A 17,189-nucleotide genomic window follows, 5' to 3' on the forward strand; every position below is an offset into this window, starting at 1 on the left:
GCCCGCAATGGACGCCGCACTGGTCACTTACGGACTGCTCGCCGGATTGGCAATCGCAGTGGTCTATGCCGCTTTCACCGACATCCGATCTCGCCGGATCGCGAACCGTCTGACGTTTACCGTCGCGGCCTTCGCACCCGTGTTCTGGTGGGCATCGGGCCTGTCGATCTGGCCCGGCGTCGCGGTGCAGATCGCGCTGGCGGTCGGCATGTTCTTCTTCGGCGCGCTGATGTTCCGTTTCGGCCAGATGGGCGGCGGCGACGTCAAGCTGCTCACCGCGATCGCGCTCTGGCTGCCGCCGACCGCATTTTTCGTACTGATGCTGATGATTTGCATCGTGAACGGCGTGCTTACCGTCTTCATGATCAAGCGTCATCGCAAGGCCCGGCGCGCAGGTAAGGCACCGGAAAAGCTGCAGATTCCCTACGGAGTCTCGGTCGCGCTGTGCATGCTTGCCCTGCTCGCCGTTCAGTACGGCGCGCAGGCTTCGGAAACGCTGGCCACGAATTCGATGTGGTCTTGACCTGATTTTAACCATTGCCCGCGAGTCTGGCGGGACAACGCGGGTGAGCCGAAAGAATCGCAAGGCCATCCATAGGGACATGACGAAGGGGCGACTTGAGCCATGGACAAGAAGAAGATGATATTGCTGGTTGTCGCGCTCGTCGTGGCGGTAGGTACCGCCCTGATGGCACGATCCATGTTCGCAGGCAGCGCCACTCCGAAGGTTGCCGCCGCCACTGCCGAGCCGGAAGGCCCGCGCGTGCTTGTCGCGACCCGCAAGCTTCCGATCGGCACGATCATCACGGCCGATGCGCTCCAGTTCAAGCTGTGGCCCAAGGAAATGGTCCAGGACGCCTACTTCGTCGAAGGCAGCGCCGACATGAACCAGCTGCTCGGCACGGTTTCGCGCTTCCCCATCACGGCAGGCCAGCCCGTTACGCAGGGCGCGCTCGTCATGCCCGGTGACCGCGGCTTCCTTGCAGCGGCGCTTGGCCCCGGTATGCGTGCCGTCACCATTCCGGTGTCGGCCAAGACCGGCGTTGCCGGCTTCATCTTCCCTGGTGACCGCGTCGACCTTCTCCTGACCCAGGCCGTCGGCGGCCGCGGCCAGGAAAGCTTCTCGGCCTCCGAAACGGTTCTGCGCAACCTGCGTGTTCTTGCCACCGACCAGCGCACCGACAGCAATGTCGTTGACGGCAAGACGACCGTTACGAAGACCAGCCTCGTCACGATCGAAGCCACCCCGCGCATCGCCGAAAAGATCGCCGTCGCCCAGAAGCTGGGTTCGCTGAGCCTCGCTCTGCGCCCGCTGGCCGACACCCGCGCCGAACTCGACCGTGCCATCGCCCGTGGCGAAGTGGTCGTCCCCGAAGGCGCGACGGCCGAGGAAGAGGAAGAAATCCTGCGCCTCGCCATGAACAAGCCGCAGGAAGGTCGCACGACCTACCAGACCGGCGGCGACGTCTCGCGCTTCCAGTCGCGCTTCAACGGCCCGGTTTCGAAGGCTCCGCCTGTCGCCATCGGCGGCGGGAAGTCCGACGGCCCGAGCAACATGCCCAGCGGTCCGGTAGTCCGGATCAGCCGCGGCAACGCCACCCAGGCCGTCACGGTCGCCCGCTAAGCCCTACCCGAGAAGGACAAGCGGACCATGATCAAGAGCAATCATTCCCAAGGGGGAACCAAGATGAAACGCATGCTCGCCAGCATCGCCTTCGCCGCCACCGCACTGGCGCCCGTAGGCCTGGCCGGAACGGCTACCACTGCCGCAGCGCAGGCTGCCCGCCCGGCCAACGACATCGTCATCTCGATCGGACGCGGCCAGCTGGTCAACGTCAGCGGCCGGATGACCGACATCTTCATCGCCGACGAAGCCGTCGCCGATGTCCAGGTGAAGGCCACCAACCAGATCTACCTGTTCGGCAAGAAGGCGGGCGAGACCACGGTCTATGCCAGCGATTCGGCAGGTAACATCGTCTGGTCGGCCAACGTCCGCGTCGGGAACAACATCGACAGCATCGACCAGATGCTGGGCCTGGCGATGCCGGAAGCGAACATCACCACCGCGACGATGAACAACACGGTCCTGCTGACCGGCACCGTCGCCGCCCCCGAAGACGCGGCAGAGGCAGAACGCCTCGTCTCCGCCTTCGTCGGCGAAGGGACCAACGTAATCAGCCGCCTGCGCCTGACGACGCCGCTGCAGGTCAACCTGCGCGTCCGCTTCGCCGAAGTGAGCCGCTCGCTCGTCCGCGTACTCAACGCCAGCGTCAACACCTACGACGGCACCGACGGCTTCAAGTTCGGCGTCGCGCAGGGCCGCGGCGATTTCCTGCCCGCATGGACGGTCGGAACCGGTCTGTTCACCGGCGGCACACAGGCCGGCGGCTCCACGCTGATCGGCCAGGGCGCTGCCACCACGCTTGGCGGCGTCGGCAAGTTCCTCGGTCTCGACCTGGCCGGCGCACTTGACGTCGGCGAGACCGAAGGCCTCGTCACCACGATCACCGAACCGAACCTGACCGCCCTTTCGGGCGAAACGGCCGACTTCCTGGCGGGCGGCGAATACCCGATCCCGATCAGCAGCGGCCTCGGCTCGACTGCGATCGAATACAAGAAGTACGGCGTCAGCCTGTCCTACACCCCGACGGTGCTCGCCAATGGCCGCATCTCGGTCCGTGTCCGTCCGGAAGTGTCGGAACTGTCGAGCTCGGGTGCGATCACGCTCGGCGACGTGCAGGTCCCGGCTCTCACCGTGCGCCGCGCGGAAACGACGATCGAACTCGGCTCCGGCCAGAGCTTCATGATCGCCGGCCTGCTGCAGAACTTCAACAACTCGACGATCGACAAGACCCCGGGCCTGGGTGACATTCCTATCCTGGGCAACCTGTTCCGCTCGAACTCGTTCCGCAAGGGCGAGACCGAGCTGGTCATCGTCGTGACGCCGTATCTGGTGAAGCCGGTCGACGCGAAGGACATCGTCCTGCCGACCGACGGCTACGCCACCCCCGGCGAGATCGAGCGCCTGCTGCTCAACAAGTGGAGCAAGGACACCGGGATCAAGCGCCCGATGCCCACCGCCGTCGACACGCAGGTAAGCCCCGGCATCAGCGCCGCTTCGCCCGCACAAGGCACCCCGTCGAGCCAGCCGGTTCGCAGCGCCGATGCGACCGGTTCGAACCCCGGGTTCTCGTTCTGATTTGCCGAGGAGCAAGGTAGATGACCATGAACACGAAACATAAGACCGCCCGGCTTCGGCAGATCCGCCCGGTCACGCTGGCTATCGTTGCCGCTCTCGGCCTGTCGGGCTGCGCCGGCGGGGTTGCGACCAACCAGTCGCTCTACTCGCTGAACCAGCCGGTCGTATCGCGCACCAACTACGTCTTCGACGTGCAGACGAACGCCTCGGGCGTCCCGTCGAGCGAGGAACGCCGCCTGACCGACTGGTTCGAGGCTCTCGATCTCGGATATGGCGACAAGGTCTCGCTGGACTCCAGCATGATCTCCATCGCGGCCCGCGACGACCTGAAGTCGATCGCCAGCCGTGAGGGCTTCATCATGACCGATGGCGCACCGGTTACCGAGGGCGCAGTCGGTGCGGGCATGGCCCGTGTCGTCGTGACCCGTTCGGTCGCATCGGTGCCGAACTGCCCGAACTGGTCGGCAAATTCGGACTCCAACCCCAACAACGCGACCAGCCCCGGTTACGGCTGCTCGATCAACGGCAACCTCGCGGCGATGATCGCCGATCCCGAGGACCTGCTGCGTGGTCAGCGCGGTTCCGGCGAGACGGTCGTGATGAGCTCGACCAAGGCGATCGAAGCTTATCGTGACGCCCCGACCACCGGCAAGGGCAACACGGTCAGCGAAGTCGCGTCCGACGAATAAGGCAGGAGGATAGAACGATGAATGCTCCCTGGAATCCCGGATCGGGCTCCGACCGCGACGCCTTCGCCGCCTTCGTTTGCGACGAGGCCACCATCGATGTCGTGCGCAACACCGCGTCCGAACTCGGCATGCCGCATGAAAAGTGCCACAAGGGCGGACTTCGCAACGCGGTCCAGACCCTGTCGGTCTCGGCAAGCCCGTCGATCCTTCTGGTCGATCTTTCGGAATGCGGCGACCCGCTGAGCGACATCAACGCGCTCGCCGAGGTTTGCGAACCGGGGACCGTCGTTCTCGCCGTTGGCCAGGTCAACGACGTACGCCTTTATCGCGACCTCGTCGCCAGCGGCATCCAGGACTACCTGATCAAGCCGCTGACCGAGGAAATGCTGCGCGATGCGCTAATCCAGGCGCAGACCACGTTCTCGGCGCCCCGCTCGTCGAGCGACAGCAAGGCCGCGCGCGATCACGTGATGACCGCTGTGGTGGGAACGCGCGGAGGCGTCGGCGCTTCGACCATCGCGACTTCGCTGGCATGGATGTTCTCGACCGAGCACAAATTGCCGACCGCCCTCCTGGACCTCGACGTCCATTTCGGCACCGGCGCGCTGACGATGGACCTTGAACCGGGCCGCGGCCTGACCGATGCCATCGACAACCCCAGCCGCATCGATGGCCTGTTCATCGAACGTGCCATGGTGCGTGCGAACGATCACCTCGCCGTCCTTTCGGCCGAAGCGCCGATCCACACGCCGCTGATGACCGACGGATCAGCCTTCGTGCAGCTTGAAGACGAGTTCCGCCAGGCCTTCGACATGACCGTCGTCGACCTGCCGCGCAACATGCTGATCAACTTCCCGCACATCCTGAACGGGGCGGACGTCTTCGTCCTCGCGACGGAACTGACGCTGGCCTCGGCCCGCGACGCGATCCGCATTCTGTCGTGGGTGTCGAGCCATGCCGAACACATGCGCCCGATCATCGTCGCCAACCGCGTCGCACAGGGCGCTGGTGAGATCAGCCGCGCAGACTTCGAAGCCTCGATCGAACGCAAGATCGACTACGTGATCCCGGCCGACGTGAAGGCCGCCGTTCACGCGGCCAAGCTCGGCCAGGTTTTCGTCGAAGCCAACCGTTCGAGCAAGGCCACTGCGGTCCTGCGCGATCTGGGCAAGTCCATCGCGGCACACGGCACCGATGCCCCGGTCGCAAAGGGCGAGGCGAAGGGTTCGCTGATGGACAAGTTCAACCTCGGCTCGATGCTTGGTTCCAAGCAGAAGGCGTAACGCCTTCGATCCGAAACTGAACGACGTAGATTAGACTTGTAAGGACCAGGACGATGGACATCGCGCAAATCGGCGTAATCACCCTTGGCTTGTTCGCGATCATGTTCATCGCCTACGTCCTGCTTTACGGGTCGGCTGCCAATCGCACGCAGAACCGCCGTCTTCAGCAGATGCGCCTGCGCCATTCGCAAAACGGCGAGGCCAAGGTAGAGGCGCAATTCAAAAAGGCGATCGCGGCCCGTCGCTTCAAGCCTCACACCGCGGCCGGTGCGGATTCGAAGATCGCGGCGCTTGCGCTGCGCCTGGAACGCACGGGCAAGGAATGGACGGTCCAGCAGTATTTTTACGCATCGGGCGGCATCGCGCTGGCCGTCGCGCTGCCGATCATACTCAAGTTCGGCGCGCCGCTGCTTGGCCTTGCCGTCGGCGCAGCACTGGGCGCAGGGATTCCGCATCTTGCCGTCAAATACCTCATCGGCAAGCGCACGAAAGCGTTCAACACGAAGTTTCCCGACGCCATCGAACTGCTGGTCCGCGGCCTGCGTTCTGGCCTTCCCGTGACCGAGACGCTTGGCGTCGTCGCCAAGGAAGTCCCCGGACCCGTGGGCGAGGAGTTCCAGGACGTCGTCGACAAGGTCAAGGTCGGCAAGACGCTGGACGATGCGCTGCAGGAAACGGCCGACAAGCTTGACCTTGCCGAATTCAAGTTCTTCTGCATCTCGCTCGCCATCCAGCGCGAGACTGGCGGTAACCTTGCCGAGACGCTGTCGAACCTTGCCGACGTGCTTCGCAAGCGCGCGCAGATGAAGCTCAAGATCAAGGCGATGAGCTCGGAAGCCAAGGCATCCGCCTATATCGTCGGTGCCCTGCCCTTCATCGTGTTCACGCTCGTCTACATGCTGAACCCGGAATACCTGGGCGGCTTCTTCACCGACGACCGCCTGATCGTGGCCGGCCTGGGCGCCATGGTGTGGATGAGCATCGGCGGCTTCATCATGTACAAAATGGTCAGCTTCGAGATCTGATCGGGAAAGGCACGAACAATGGTCAACAACCCCGCCGGTCCCACGCTTCTCGGTTTCGACGTCATCTTCGTCGGCACCGTCCTTGCAGGCGTCGCTGCCCTTGCCATGATGATGGCAGTCTATGCCGCGGTCACCGTCCGCGACCCGATGGCCAAGCGCGTAAAATCGCTCAACGCCCGCCGCGAAGACTTGAAGGCAGGCCTGATGGGCACGGTCAACGTGCGCCGCTCGATCCGCCGCAAGACCGATGTCACGAACAAGATCCGCGACGTCCTCGGCTCGCTCAAGATGCTGCAGGATTCGCAGATCAAGGACATCGAGCAGAAGCTGATGCAGGCCGGTATCCGCCGCAAGGAACTGGCATACGTCGTCGTCGCTGCGCGTCCCATCATGATGATCGTGTTCGGCCTTGCCGGCGCAATGGTCTGCTACTGGTCGAACATGTTTCCCGAATGGGGTTCGCTACGCCGCTTCATGACGTTCGCGGGTATCCTGATCTTCGGCTACAAGGCGCCGGACATCTACCTGAAGAACATCATCACCAAGCGCACCGACGCGATCCGCAAGGGCCTTCCCGACGCGCTCGATCTTCTGGTCATCTGCGCCGAGGCCGGTCTCACCGTCGACAGCGCCTTCGGCCGCGTCGCCAAGGAACTGGGCCGCGCCTATCCCGAACTGTCGGACGAATTCGCGCTGACCTCGATCGAGCTGTCGTTCCTGTCCGAACGCAAGATGGCCTTCGACAACCTGGCCTATCGCGTTAATCTGGAAGCGGTGAAGGGCGTGACCACCACGATGGTCCAGACCGAACGTTATGGTACCCCGCTGTCGAGCGCGCTGCGCGTCCTTTCGGCGGAATTCCGCAACGAACGCATGATGCGCGCCGAGGAAAAGGCCGCCCGCCTGCCCGCGATCATGACCGTTCCGCTGATCATGTTCATCCTGCCCGTTCTCTTCGTCGTGATCCTTGGGCCGGCGGCCTGCTCGATCTCCGATGCCTTGATGGGCGGCAACAACCCGGCCACCAAGTAAGGTCCAGAGTTTCGGAACCGACAACGGCGAAGGGCGCCGGGCTAGCGAAAGCCCGGCGCCCTTTCCTTTTCCCAGAAGCGATGTGCGAAAAGCGCCTTAGCTGATGTCGGTGTCGCGGACCTGTGCGAAAAGCTTGTCGAGGATTTTCCGCAAGTTGCGTTGCTCCGCCGCGGTCAGGCATTCGAGCAGGCGTTCCTCCATCCCCATCGCCAGCGGCATGATCTGACCATGCATCTCGCGGCCCGATGCGGTAAGTTCGAGAATATGCGAGCGTCCGTCGCTGTCGTTAGGCCGCCGTTCGACGAGGCCTCGGTCGACCAGCACCTTGCAGGCGCGGTTGACGGCAACCTTGTCCATGAACGTCGCACCGACGAGCTGTCGCTGCGTCAAAGAGCCGACGTCGCCCAGGACCGCCATGACCCGCCACTCGGGAACATTGACCCCGAACCGCGCGCGATACTCGACCGCGATGCGGTTGCTCACCGCGTTCGAAGTGACCGAAAGACGGTACGGAAGGAAGTCGGCAAGGCGTGCATTATCACGGGGCATGTGGAGCGTGATACGAAATGCGAAGTCGAGTGCCAACAAAAAGTAACAACCGAAATGCACTGTTGCATGTGGACAACATAAGATTCCAGTTTGACGGGCATCCGGCATAAAGTGGTTTCAAGCGTAAGGAGACATCACGAGGGCGCACCGCAAACGCCCTTGTCCTTCCGCTACGTTTTCCCAAGATTCCACCCGATCACAAGGCGTTGACAGATCGCTTGTGGGCAGGCCGTGACTCGCGATCGGAATCGTCCCGACCAGGGTTGCCGGCGCCCTTATTGTTGCGAAGGCGCAACACCCCCCGCTCAAATGTTCCAGATGCAACTATCGGGTTTTGCAAATGACACGCCGATGATGGATGTCCGGCAAATTCCCGTCGCGCGAGCAATTCGCGGTCGGGTACCGATCCCGACCTTTTTATCCGGTCGGGACACATTGCGAAGGGACTACATTCACAATGAAGACTAGCACGATCATGAAGCGCGCCCTTGTGGGCACCGCGCTGTCGGCGATCACGCTGACCACCATGGCTGCGCCTGCTTTCGCCCAGGACGACGAATCCGATGCACCGATGGCCAACACCATCGTCGTCACCGGTTCGCGTATCCAGAGCACGGATTTCGAAACCGTTGCTCCGGTCCAGGTCATCGATGAGCAGTCGATCGAAGCCACCGGTGCGGTGAACATCCAGGAAACGCTGCTCCGCAACCCGGTTTTCGGTACGCCGACCCTGTCGCGTACGAACACTTCGTTCTCCACCAGCGCAACGGGCATCTCGACCATCGACCTGCGTAACCTCGGTGTTAACCGCACCCTGGTCCTCGTCGACGGCCGCCGCTTCGTTTCGGGTCTCCCCGGTTCGTCCGCGGTCGACCTCAACGCCATCCCGACCGCGCTCATCGAACGCGTCGACATCCTGACCTCGGGTTCGGGTTCGGCAATTTACGGTTCGGACGCTGTCGCCGGTGTTGTCAACTTCATCACGAAGAAGGACTTCGAAGGCGTCCAGGCAGAAGCTTCGGCCGGTATCACCGAAGCGGGCGACTCGGAAGAGTACACCCTCGGCCTGCTGGTTGGCGGCAACTTCGCCGACGGCCGCGGTAACGCCACGGTTCACGCAGGTTACACGTACGAAGGCGAAGCCTTCCTGCGCAACCACAAGACCGAAGCCGGCCCGTCCGAGCAGGACAGCCTCTCGGAACTGTTCTTCGGCGGTGACTACCAGACCCCGGTCGAGCCGTTCCTGTCGAGCTACTCGCCGTTCGGCACCTACTTCACCGACAACTATGCGTTCACGTATGCGCCCGCCGGTGTCCTGCAGCCCTGCACGACCACCAACGGCACGTCGTGCTCGAGCGCACTTGGTACCGGTACGGGTCCGACGGGCTTCAACCGCACCTTCTATCGTTACCTCGCCGCCCCGACCGAACGTTTCTCGCTGTCGCTGAACGCGAACTACGAACTGTCGGAATCGGCCAACGTCTTCGTTCAGGGCACCTATGCCTCGACGAGCGTGAACTCGAACATCGAACCGTTCCCGCTTGCTTCGGAAGATATCTGGGGCGACGGCCAGATGCCGATCGAAACCTATCTTCCCGATGGTACGATCTTCCGCAACCCGTACGTTCCCGACGCGATCTACAACGACGCATCGGACACCAATGGCGACGGCCTGCGCGATCTGTTCTTCACGAAGCGTCTGACCGACTTCGGTCCGCGTGCTTCGTCGGCGGATCGTGACACCTTCCGCATCGTCACCGGTGTGAACGGCGAATTCGGTTCGGCGTGGAACTACGAAGTCTTCTTCAACTACGGACGCACCAAGCAGACCCAGCTGGGCAACGGCCAGATCAACACGCCGAATGCCCGTCTTGCTGCCCAGATCGTTCCGGACGGCAACGGCGGCTACATGTGCGCCGATCCCGACGCGGTTGCACAGGGCTGTGTTCCGACCAACTGGTTTGGCCAGAACTCGATCACCGGCGACTCGCTTGCATACCTCGCGGCTCCGACTACCTTCAACGCGAAGGTCAGCCAGATCCAGACCGGTGCATTCGTTGGCGGCGATCTGTTCTCGCTCTACGAAGGTGCCGACCCGATCCAGGTCACTGCCGGCGTCGAATACCGCAAGGAAAAGTCGTCCGACATCTGGGACGTCCTTTCGCAGCGCGGTCTGAACGCAGGTAACGCCCTTCCCCCGACGAGCGGTTCGTTCGACGTCAAGGAAATCTACGGTGAAATCAAGGTCCCGCTCGTGCAGGACAGCTTCATCTATGATGCCTCGGTTCGTGCGGCAGCCCGCTACTCGGACTACAGCACCGTTGGTGGCACCTTCAGCTGGAACGCTGGCGGTGAGATCGCTCCGGTTCGCGACATTCGCTTCCGTGCGATGTACGCCGAAACCGTCCGCGCTCCGAACATCAGCGAACTGTACTCGGGCCTGAGCCAGACCTTCCCGACGCTGACCGACCCCTGCTCCGCCGTGAGCCAGGACGGTTCGGCCCTCGCCCAGAACTGCTTCGCCGATCCTGGCGTCCAGGCGAACGCTGCGCTTAACGGCGGCGTGTTCACCCTGAACGGCACTTCGGACACGCAGGGCGTGACCGGCTTCGACGGTGGTAACCCGGATCTTTCGGAAGAAAAGGGCAAGACCTTCACTGCCGGTGTGGTCATCGCACCGACCTCGATCGATGCGCTCCGCAACATGAGCCTGTCGGTTGACTACTACAACGTGAAGATCAGCGACGCGATCGTTCTGACCCCGCGCCAGTTCATCCTGAACCAGTGCTATCAGAGCGGCCAGAACGACTTCTGTCAGTTCGTCACGCGTCGTCCGACCGCCATCGGTCCGTACTCGGCCGGTTCGCTTGATGAAGTGAACACCGGTCCGACGAACTCGGGTGGTTACAAGGCCGAAGGTATCGACGTGAAGTTCGCCTACCGCACCGACCTGCCGTTCCTCGGCGAAGATGCGGGCCTGAACTTCACGCTGAACTACTCGCACCTGCTCGACGGTTACCTGATCCCGCTGACGGCTCAGCCGGAAAGCAAGGACCCGTTCGTGGGTGAAGTCGGTGCTTCGAAGGATCGCTTCACGGCACAGGCATTCCTGGACTTCGGCAACGTCAGCTTCGCGGCAACCGGCACCTACTTTGGTCCGGCTTACCTCGATGACCAGCTGACCGGCGTTGGCAAGGGTGACGAAGGCTACGAAGACTACCGTTGGCACGACGAGTTCTATCTCGACCTGCAGACGCGCTTCAAGGTCGCCGATCGCTACGAGTTCTTCGTCGGCGTCGACAACGTCCTCGACAACGATCCCGTCTATGCCGGTGGTCTCGTGACCACGGGTATGGAAACCGACACCGGAACCTACGATCCGCTGGGTCGCCGGTTCTACGCAGGTGCCAAGTTCACCCTGTAAGATCGGTCACAACCGGAAAACGGAAAGGGCGGGGAGCAATCCCCGCCCTTTTCTTATGCACTTCGTCAGCGGCACAGCCCCCTGCCCCGCACGATGCGCACAAAATAGGGCGCCGGAAGCAGTTTGCGACGCCCTTCGTTCTGACTGGTCGGGAATCAACCCTCGGCGAGCGACCCCAGCGCCTCGCGCAGCGGATCGAGCCACTTCGAATAGGGCTTCCACACTGCCATGCCGTCGCGGTTCAGCGGGCGACGCACCTGCTCGCTACTAGGCGTGCGGACCGATCGTTCGAGCTTGTGATATTCGAGCACCGCAGGATCCCATTCGACGCCCACATGGTCCAGCGCAGCGCGCAAGATCGGCTCCGGCTCCTCGATCAAATGGGTATAATCGATGTGGTGGACCAGCCCCGGCGCGGCCTCGTCGAAGTGCGCCATGTAGTCGACGTAATCGACATAAGTGCGCCCGATATGCTCCAGCGCGAATGACGATGAGTGCGCGTCGGTGAACGACTGCGTGAAGTTGGCAAAACAGCAGTCCATCGCCGGGCGGCGGATGTCGATGATCTTCGCCTGCGGCAGGATGCGGCGGATCAGGAACACGTTGCTCCAGTTGTGGGGCAGCTTGTCGATGAAAAACGGATTCGCGCTCTGCCGGTGCAGGGCCGCGCGGCGCAGATAGTCCTGTCCCATCGCCTGCGCCTGGTGGTCCGTGAGCGAAGCGACGAGCTGCGGCACCGTCATCTTCTGCCGCATCGTCGCCGCCTCCAGCATTGCACGAAGGATCGCTGGCACGTACTGCAATTCGCCCACGGCCTCGATCTGGTGGTGCGAGCCGAGCATCTGTTCGAGCAAGGTGGAACCCGAACGGGGCAGCGACACGATGAAGACCGGCGTCACGTCGCCAACCGGTGCATCGGGGAACGCGGCAATACACTGTGCCGTCGCGATCTGGCGGGTCTGGGCCACTTCCTCGCGCAATTCGGCCGCGTCATAACCGATGCTTTCCGCGCGCAGCCAGTTGCCCTTTTCGTAGTGGGCAAAGGCCCCTTCGTAGTCGCTTCGTTCGTGCAGTGCGCGAGCCAGCGCGAAATGGACCGAGGCGGCATTTCGATCCTCGCGCGCGTGGGCGACGAGGCGCTTTAGCTGCATGACCTCGTCGTCGGTCAGCACCTTCTTGCGGATCGAGGCCAGCGCCCACCACGCATCGCCAGCGCCTTCTGCCAGGGCTATGGCCTTGCGGAAAGTCTCCACTGCCTCGTCAACTCGCCCGGCGGCGCGCAAGTTGTGGCCCAGCGCGATCTGGTGCTGTGGATTCTTCGGATCTGCTGCCGCCAGTTCCTGCTGCAGTTCCAACGCTTCGTCGCTGCGGCCGATCTTGGTCAGCACGCCGCTGTAGAGCGTGCGGAAGTTGTCTTCCCCGCCCTGCTCGATCGCCTTTTCCAGAAGCGCCAGCGCCTCCGGCACCTTTTCGCGGCGCAGGAGCACGGTGATGAACGCACTGCGCAGTTCGGGCGTGTCGTACCCTGTCGCCAGCGCCTTGCGCATGAAATGTTCGGCCTGCCCCAGGGCGCCGATCATCGCGGCAGTCTGGCCCAGCATGGCCAGCCCGCGGGGTTCGTCCTTGTGCTGGCGCAGGTGCGCCATGATCGCCTGCGCGGCTTGTTCGGGGCGCTGTTCGTCCAGCAACGCCTGCGCCTGTGCAAGGCCGGGGAATGCGGCAACGCTTGCCATCATGCTTCTCCGTAACCGAGCAGGTGGCGAAGGCCGGGAACGTGGTAATCGACCAACGCCTTGTGACGCGCAGACAATTCATCAGGTAAATCGAGGCCGATACCTGTCAGGTTCTCGCGCGCGGTGCCACTGTTTTCAGGGGCCGAACCGACGGCGACACGTTCGCGCCAGTCTTCGGGCAGCGCCAGGCCGGAGGCGTCGAACAGACTTTCGAAGAAGCCTTCGGCCCGCTTGCTGGCAAGGTCGCCCACGGCCTCGCGCAAGTCCTCGAACCGGATGGGGTAGCAGCGCGCACCCAGCCAGGCGGCGGCGTTCATTTCGTAGATGTCGCGCAAGCTCGGCGCCTTTCCAGGCAGGCCGAAGATCATCATCGTGATCAGTTCGTCCGCGCTCAGCTTGCCGCCCTTGATATGGTCGAGATTGCCGGAAAACTGGTCCGACACGAAGAACCGCGCGCGGGCGAGCACCCAATCATAGGGGTCGCGGTAAAGCAGGATGCGGCGCGCCGGCGCGGTCTCTATCGCCGAGGCATCGGCGAGAAACAGGTGCCCCCAGCTCAGCATCGGGTTGGCCGGGTCGAAGGCCTTCAGGTGCTGCTGCATGTTGGCCCACTGGATGAAGTCGGCCTTGTACTGCTGCTCCACCGGAACGAACATCCGCATGATGTTGCGCAGCAGGTGGCTCCCGCTCTTGGGAACCGAATTGAGGAAGACCGGCACTTCCAGCCGGGTCTGTTCGAAGCGCCCGTTCGCCTCGTCGAGGTTGTCGGATTTCACCCAGATGCTGGCCATGGTCTCTCTTTGAAAAATGTTCGGGGGATTTGCCTGCCCCGGATAGCAAACCGGGCGACATGTCGCCATGCCGCCCGGTTCTTGTTCAGCAGTCGTGTTCTGACGCGAAGATCAGAACTTGGCCGCCACGTTGATGAACGCGCGGCGTCCGACCAAGCTGTATTGCGAGGCGGCGACGACCGGGCCGATCATCGATATCTGGCCACCGTTCAGCACCGACACGCGCGGCGGGCGGGTGTTGAACAGGTTGTTTACGCCCAGCGTGATGTCGAACGCATCGTCCACCGTCGCCGTTACAGAGGCGTTGTGATAGAACGTCGTCGGCGTCGTGAGATCCGGGCAGTAACGACCGTAGATCGTAGAATCGATACACGTGTCGCCACCGTAGTCGTCCTTAAAATCCGAGACGTTAGACGTGCTGCCGATCAGGTTGATACCATAGAAGAAGCTGAGATTCCCCGGCGTGTTCCAGTTCGCGCGGAAGTCGGCAACCCATTTGGGCGAGCCCGCCTCTCCGTTGTCCGACTGCAGGGGTGAACCCGGCAGAAGACGCGTATCGTCCTTGATCTGGTACGTTGCATCGGCGGTAAACGACAGGGTTCCGGCACTGCCGAGATCCTGGCGAACGTCGAGTGCGAAATCGAGGCCGGTGTTACGCTGCGTCGCGATGTTCACGAATTTGTCGTAGACGACCGAGATATTGTCCGCGTTTGCAGTCTGGCCGCGTTCGAACAGCGAGCAGAGCGGATCGTTCGGGAAGTTTTCCGAATCATAGCAGCCGAACAGGATGTTCGACGCACCCAGCTGCGCGATTTCGCCCTTAACCTTGATGTCGAAGTAGTCGACAGAAAGGCTGACACGCGTCCCGGCCGGCATCTGCGGGGTAAGAACACCGCCGACGACGAAGGCGCGTGACGTTTCCGATTCCAGCTGGCCGAGACCACCGCTCGACACGCCCGTTGCCGTAACGCCAGCACCCAGGTGCGTAGGCGGGACGCCGTCGGCCGCGCAGTTGTCTGCCACGCGCTGGGAGATCGCACCGGTGGCAAGGGCATTGCCCCATTGGCGGCACGGGTCGGCACGCTGGCTGACCGAGAAGGTCTCGTCCGCCAGGAACTGTTCGAACAGCGCCGGTGCACGGAACGAAGTGCCATAGGAACCGCGGAAGCGGAGCCAGTCGGTCGTCGCCCAATTGAGACCCAGCTTGTAGGTGAAGTTGCCGTTGTCGGAATCGCTCACGCCGTCCGATTTGCGGGTCGCCTTCACATTGGTCAGGCGGCCAGCAGCCGAAAGGGTCAGTTCCTCGAAGAACGGACGGTCGGCCAGGATCGGGACGTTGATTTCCGCAAAGGCTTCGGTCGTCAGCGACTTGCCCGCCGTGATACCCGAAGTGGAGGTACCCCATGCGTTACCCGAACGGGTGATCTCGCCCGGGATGTCATTGATCTTGTCTTCACGCGCGTTGACGCCGAACGCAACGCCCAGCGGGCCTGCAGGCAGATCGAACAGCTCGCCCGAAAGCGATGCTTCGACGGTCTTCTGCGTGTAGGTCGTCTGGCCTTCTTCCCAGTCGAACAGGAAGTCGATTTGTTCGGGGGTCAGCTGACCTGCAAGGAAATAAGGGTCGGTCCACGGAATATCGACGCAGTTCTTCCCGCCGACCGGAGTGACAGTACCAACGCACGAACCGAGCAGGCCAAAGCCCTGATAGTAACCGATGTCGTACGAATCCTGCAGGATCTGCTGAGTGCGGTACTTGCCCTTCGACCGCGAATACTGACCGTAGATTTCATAACGCCAGCGGTTATCGGCGAAATCGCCGCGCAGCCCCGCAACGCCGCGGTAGTAGTCGACCTTCTGGCTCGAATCCGACTGGTCGGTGATGGCGGTCGGGCTGATGTAATTGATACCCTGCCAGCCGTCGCCCCAGGTGTTCCAGTAGTTGCCTGCGCCCGTCGAATAGAGGTCGCCGGTGTAGCCAAAGTTCCAGAACTGGCGCCAACCGTTCTGATAGGTCTCGCGGCGGTTGAACAGGAACTCACCGAACAGTTCGACCGAATCCGAAATTTCATACGATGCGTCCGCATATGCGGTGTAGAGATCGGTTTCCGGAATGATCGTCTGCTGTTCGACGAACGGATGGTAGCTATTCAGGACGGCCTGCGAAGCAGTGTCATATCCAACCGGGTACCACCCTGCCGGAGTGCCGAAGTCACCGCTGCCAAAAGCGGGCGTGCCAAATCCCGGAACGCCCAGCGTCTCACCCGGATACTGGTACTGCATCAGCACGGTCGCGCCGTTGGGCGACGTGTTCGTGCCATCGGGCAGATAGAGGTTGTCGACGAGGTTGTAGGTCCACACGTGGCCCCAGGGAAGGTCTTCGCACTTGTAGTTGCCGGTGCGCGGATCGATAAGATCGGCACGGCTGCCGTCTTCGCGGAACGTGTAGGCTTCCGGACATGCCAGGTAACCGCGATCGCCGCGCTTCAACTCGTTGGTATGCGAATAGTCACCCGCGATCAGGATGTGGCCGCGATCGAAGGTTTTGCCGAAGATGCCGCTGAGGCGGTAGTCCTCACCACCGCCTTCGAGCGGGACCGACGAGCTGAAGTTCAGCTCGACACCGTCGGTGTCGGTCTTGGTGATGATGTTGACGACGCCGGCGACCGCATCCGAACCATAGACCGACGAAGCGCCCGTCTTGAGGATCTGCACGTTCTGGGCCAGCGACTGCGGCAGAACGTTGAGGTCGAAGGACGACACGCCGCCACGGGTACCGGCCGGACCGGCACGGCGGCCGTTCAGCAGGACGAGCGTACGGTTCGGGCCAAGGCCGCGAAGGTCGATCGTCTGGGCACCAGGACCGCCGCTCGTCACGAAGTTGGACGAGATCGCAGCGGTGATCTGGGTGGAGCCTGCCGCGATGGGCGAGCTCTGCAGAGTGGAGGCGAGGTCGAGCTTGCCTTCACGGCGTGCGACTTCCGGTTCGATCACGGTGATCGGATCCGGGCTGTTGAATTCGTTGATGCCGCCAATGCGCGAACCGGTCACGACAATGACCCCGTCGCTTGCCTGGGCGTCTTCGACAGTTTCTTCCACGTCTTGGGCAAGTGCTGCAGAGGGCAGGCCCATCGCGATACCTGCCATGGCCACAGGATATAGCGCGCTCGATCCGAGCAGGCTGAGTTTTTTCATTTTTCAGTCCCCGTTAGGTTCACGAAACAAACGCCATCGCAATCCCGTGCAAGACGAACGTTTCATTTCCAACTAAATCGTCGTGCAACACGCGTTGCAAGTGCGAATGGATAAAAAAGGGCCTCGGGCAATGACTTGTGCCCCATAGGCAACACCAACGAGGAGAATTGATGGCAAATTGCTGCGATTGCGCCAGTTGGATGTGATCGTTCCCACTGGAAATGGCGCGCCTGACGGCAAGCCGATTAACATATTTCAATCGTGTTGCG

Annotated in this window: 12 protein-coding genes; 8 read left to right on the plus strand and 4 right to left on the minus strand. The window is 62.4% G+C overall.

Going from position 1 to position 17,189, the window contains the following annotated elements; all coding sequences use genetic code 11:
* Positions 1 to 7 precede the first annotated feature (7 nt).
* From A9D15_RS14790 to A9D15_RS14820, 7 genes are all read left to right on the plus strand, one after another.
* The gene (locus tag A9D15_RS14790; RefSeq protein WP_066766360.1) at positions 8 to 523 is read left to right on the plus strand and encodes an A24 family peptidase; all 516 of its coding nucleotides are present in this window, start codon (positions 8 to 10) and stop codon (positions 521 to 523) included.
* A 102-nt stretch (positions 524 to 625) separates the two neighbouring features.
* Positions 626 to 1,624: a Flp pilus assembly protein CpaB gene (gene cpaB / locus A9D15_RS14795; protein WP_066766361.1), complete on the plus strand. Its 999-nt coding sequence runs from the start codon at positions 626 to 628 to the stop codon at positions 1,622 to 1,624.
* 63 nt (positions 1,625 to 1,687) lie between these two features.
* Positions 1,688 to 3,199, plus strand: a complete 1,512-nt coding sequence (locus tag A9D15_RS14800; RefSeq protein WP_082924519.1) for a type II and III secretion system protein family protein — start codon at positions 1,688 to 1,690, stop codon at positions 3,197 to 3,199.
* 26 nt (positions 3,200 to 3,225) lie between these two features.
* Positions 3,226 to 3,888, plus strand: coding sequence for a CpaD family pilus assembly protein (locus tag A9D15_RS14805; protein WP_156521808.1), 663 nt, complete (start codon positions 3,226 to 3,228; stop codon positions 3,886 to 3,888).
* Positions 3,889 to 3,905: 17 nt separating this feature from the next.
* Positions 3,906 to 5,171: a pilus assembly protein CpaE gene (locus tag A9D15_RS14810; protein ID WP_066766367.1), complete on the plus strand. Its 1,266-nt coding sequence runs from the start codon at positions 3,906 to 3,908 to the stop codon at positions 5,169 to 5,171.
* A gap of 53 nt (positions 5,172 to 5,224) precedes the next feature.
* Entirely contained in the window at positions 5,225 to 6,196 is a 972-nt protein-coding gene (locus A9D15_RS14815; RefSeq protein ID WP_066766369.1) for a type II secretion system F family protein, read from the plus strand.
* Positions 6,197 to 6,214: 18 nt separating this feature from the next.
* Positions 6,215 to 7,228 carry a type II secretion system F family protein gene (locus tag A9D15_RS14820; protein ID WP_066766370.1) on the plus strand — a complete coding sequence of 338 codons (1,014 nt, stop codon included), beginning with the start codon at positions 6,215 to 6,217 and terminating at the stop codon, positions 7,226 to 7,228.
* Between the two features lie 96 nt (positions 7,229 to 7,324).
* Here the strand turns inward: A9D15_RS14820 and A9D15_RS14825 are convergent, their stop codons facing one another.
* On the minus strand, positions 7,325 to 7,777 hold the full coding sequence (locus tag A9D15_RS14825; protein ID WP_066766941.1) for a MarR family winged helix-turn-helix transcriptional regulator: 453 nt from the start codon (positions 7,775 to 7,777) through the stop codon (positions 7,325 to 7,327).
* 457 nt (positions 7,778 to 8,234) lie between these two features.
* On the opposite strand from A9D15_RS14825, the gene A9D15_RS14830 reads away from it, so the two are divergent.
* Entirely contained in the window at positions 8,235 to 11,201 is a 2,967-nt protein-coding gene (locus A9D15_RS14830) for a TonB-dependent receptor domain-containing protein (RefSeq protein WP_066766372.1), read from the plus strand.
* Positions 11,202 to 11,356: 155 nt separating this feature from the next.
* On the opposite strand, the gene A9D15_RS14835 is transcribed toward A9D15_RS14830, so the two are convergent.
* The 3 genes from A9D15_RS14835 to A9D15_RS14845 all read right to left on the minus strand — a co-directional run bounded on the left by A9D15_RS14835 (position 11,357) and on the right by A9D15_RS14845 (position 16,920).
* Positions 11,357 to 12,937 (minus strand): tetratricopeptide repeat-containing sulfotransferase family protein, encoded by a 1,581-nt coding sequence (locus A9D15_RS14835; RefSeq protein ID WP_066766374.1) that lies wholly within the window; start codon positions 12,935 to 12,937, stop codon positions 11,357 to 11,359.
* Positions 12,934 to 13,725: a hypothetical protein gene (locus A9D15_RS14840; protein ID WP_066766375.1), complete on the minus strand. Its 792-nt coding sequence runs from the start codon at positions 13,723 to 13,725 to the stop codon at positions 12,934 to 12,936. The genes A9D15_RS14835 and A9D15_RS14840 overlap by 4 nt, the downstream gene beginning before the upstream one ends.
* Before the next feature lie 111 nt (positions 13,726 to 13,836).
* On the minus strand, positions 13,837 to 16,920 hold the full coding sequence (locus A9D15_RS14845) for a TonB-dependent receptor domain-containing protein (protein ID WP_066766377.1): 3,084 nt from the start codon (positions 16,918 to 16,920) through the stop codon (positions 13,837 to 13,839).
* Between the last annotated feature and the right edge of the window lie 269 nt (positions 16,921 to 17,189).

Source organism: Croceicoccus pelagius, from assembly GCF_001661915.1.
Classification (GTDB): Bacteria; Pseudomonadota; Alphaproteobacteria; order Sphingomonadales; family Sphingomonadaceae; genus Croceicoccus; species Croceicoccus pelagius.

What these genes read in the sequence shown, in the direction of transcription:
- A9D15_RS14815 (WP_066766369.1), top strand. Translation starts at nt 5,225, where the DNA reads ATGGACATCGCGCAAATCGGCGTAATCACCCTTGGCTTGTTCGCGATC.
- A9D15_RS14790 (WP_066766360.1), top strand. Translation starts at nt 8, where the DNA reads ATGGACGCCGCACTGGTCACTTACGGACTGCTCGCCGGATTGGCAATC.
- A9D15_RS14800 (WP_082924519.1), top strand. Translation starts at nt 1,688, where the DNA reads ATGAAACGCATGCTCGCCAGCATCGCCTTCGCCGCCACCGCACTGGCG.
- A9D15_RS14830 (WP_066766372.1), top strand. Translation starts at nt 8,235, where the DNA reads ATGAAGACTAGCACGATCATGAAGCGCGCCCTTGTGGGCACCGCGCTG.
- A9D15_RS14810 (WP_066766367.1), top strand. Translation starts at nt 3,906, where the DNA reads ATGAATGCTCCCTGGAATCCCGGATCGGGCTCCGACCGCGACGCCTTC.
- A9D15_RS14840 (WP_066766375.1), bottom strand. Translation starts at nt 13,725, where the DNA reads ATGGCCAGCATCTGGGTGAAATCCGACAACCTCGACGAGGCGAACGGG.
- A9D15_RS14805 (WP_156521808.1), top strand. Translation starts at nt 3,226, where the DNA reads ATGAACACGAAACATAAGACCGCCCGGCTTCGGCAGATCCGCCCGGTC.
- A9D15_RS14845 (WP_066766377.1), bottom strand. Translation starts at nt 16,920, where the DNA reads ATGAAAAAACTCAGCCTGCTCGGATCGAGCGCGCTATATCCTGTGGCC.
- cpaB (WP_066766361.1), top strand. Translation starts at nt 626, where the DNA reads ATGGACAAGAAGAAGATGATATTGCTGGTTGTCGCGCTCGTCGTGGCG.
- A9D15_RS14820 (WP_066766370.1), top strand. Translation starts at nt 6,215, where the DNA reads ATGGTCAACAACCCCGCCGGTCCCACGCTTCTCGGTTTCGACGTCATC.
- A9D15_RS14825 (WP_066766941.1), bottom strand. Translation starts at nt 7,777, where the DNA reads ATGCCCCGTGATAATGCACGCCTTGCCGACTTCCTTCCGTACCGTCTT.
- A9D15_RS14835 (WP_066766374.1), bottom strand. Translation starts at nt 12,937, where the DNA reads ATGATGGCAAGCGTTGCCGCATTCCCCGGCCTTGCACAGGCGCAGGCG.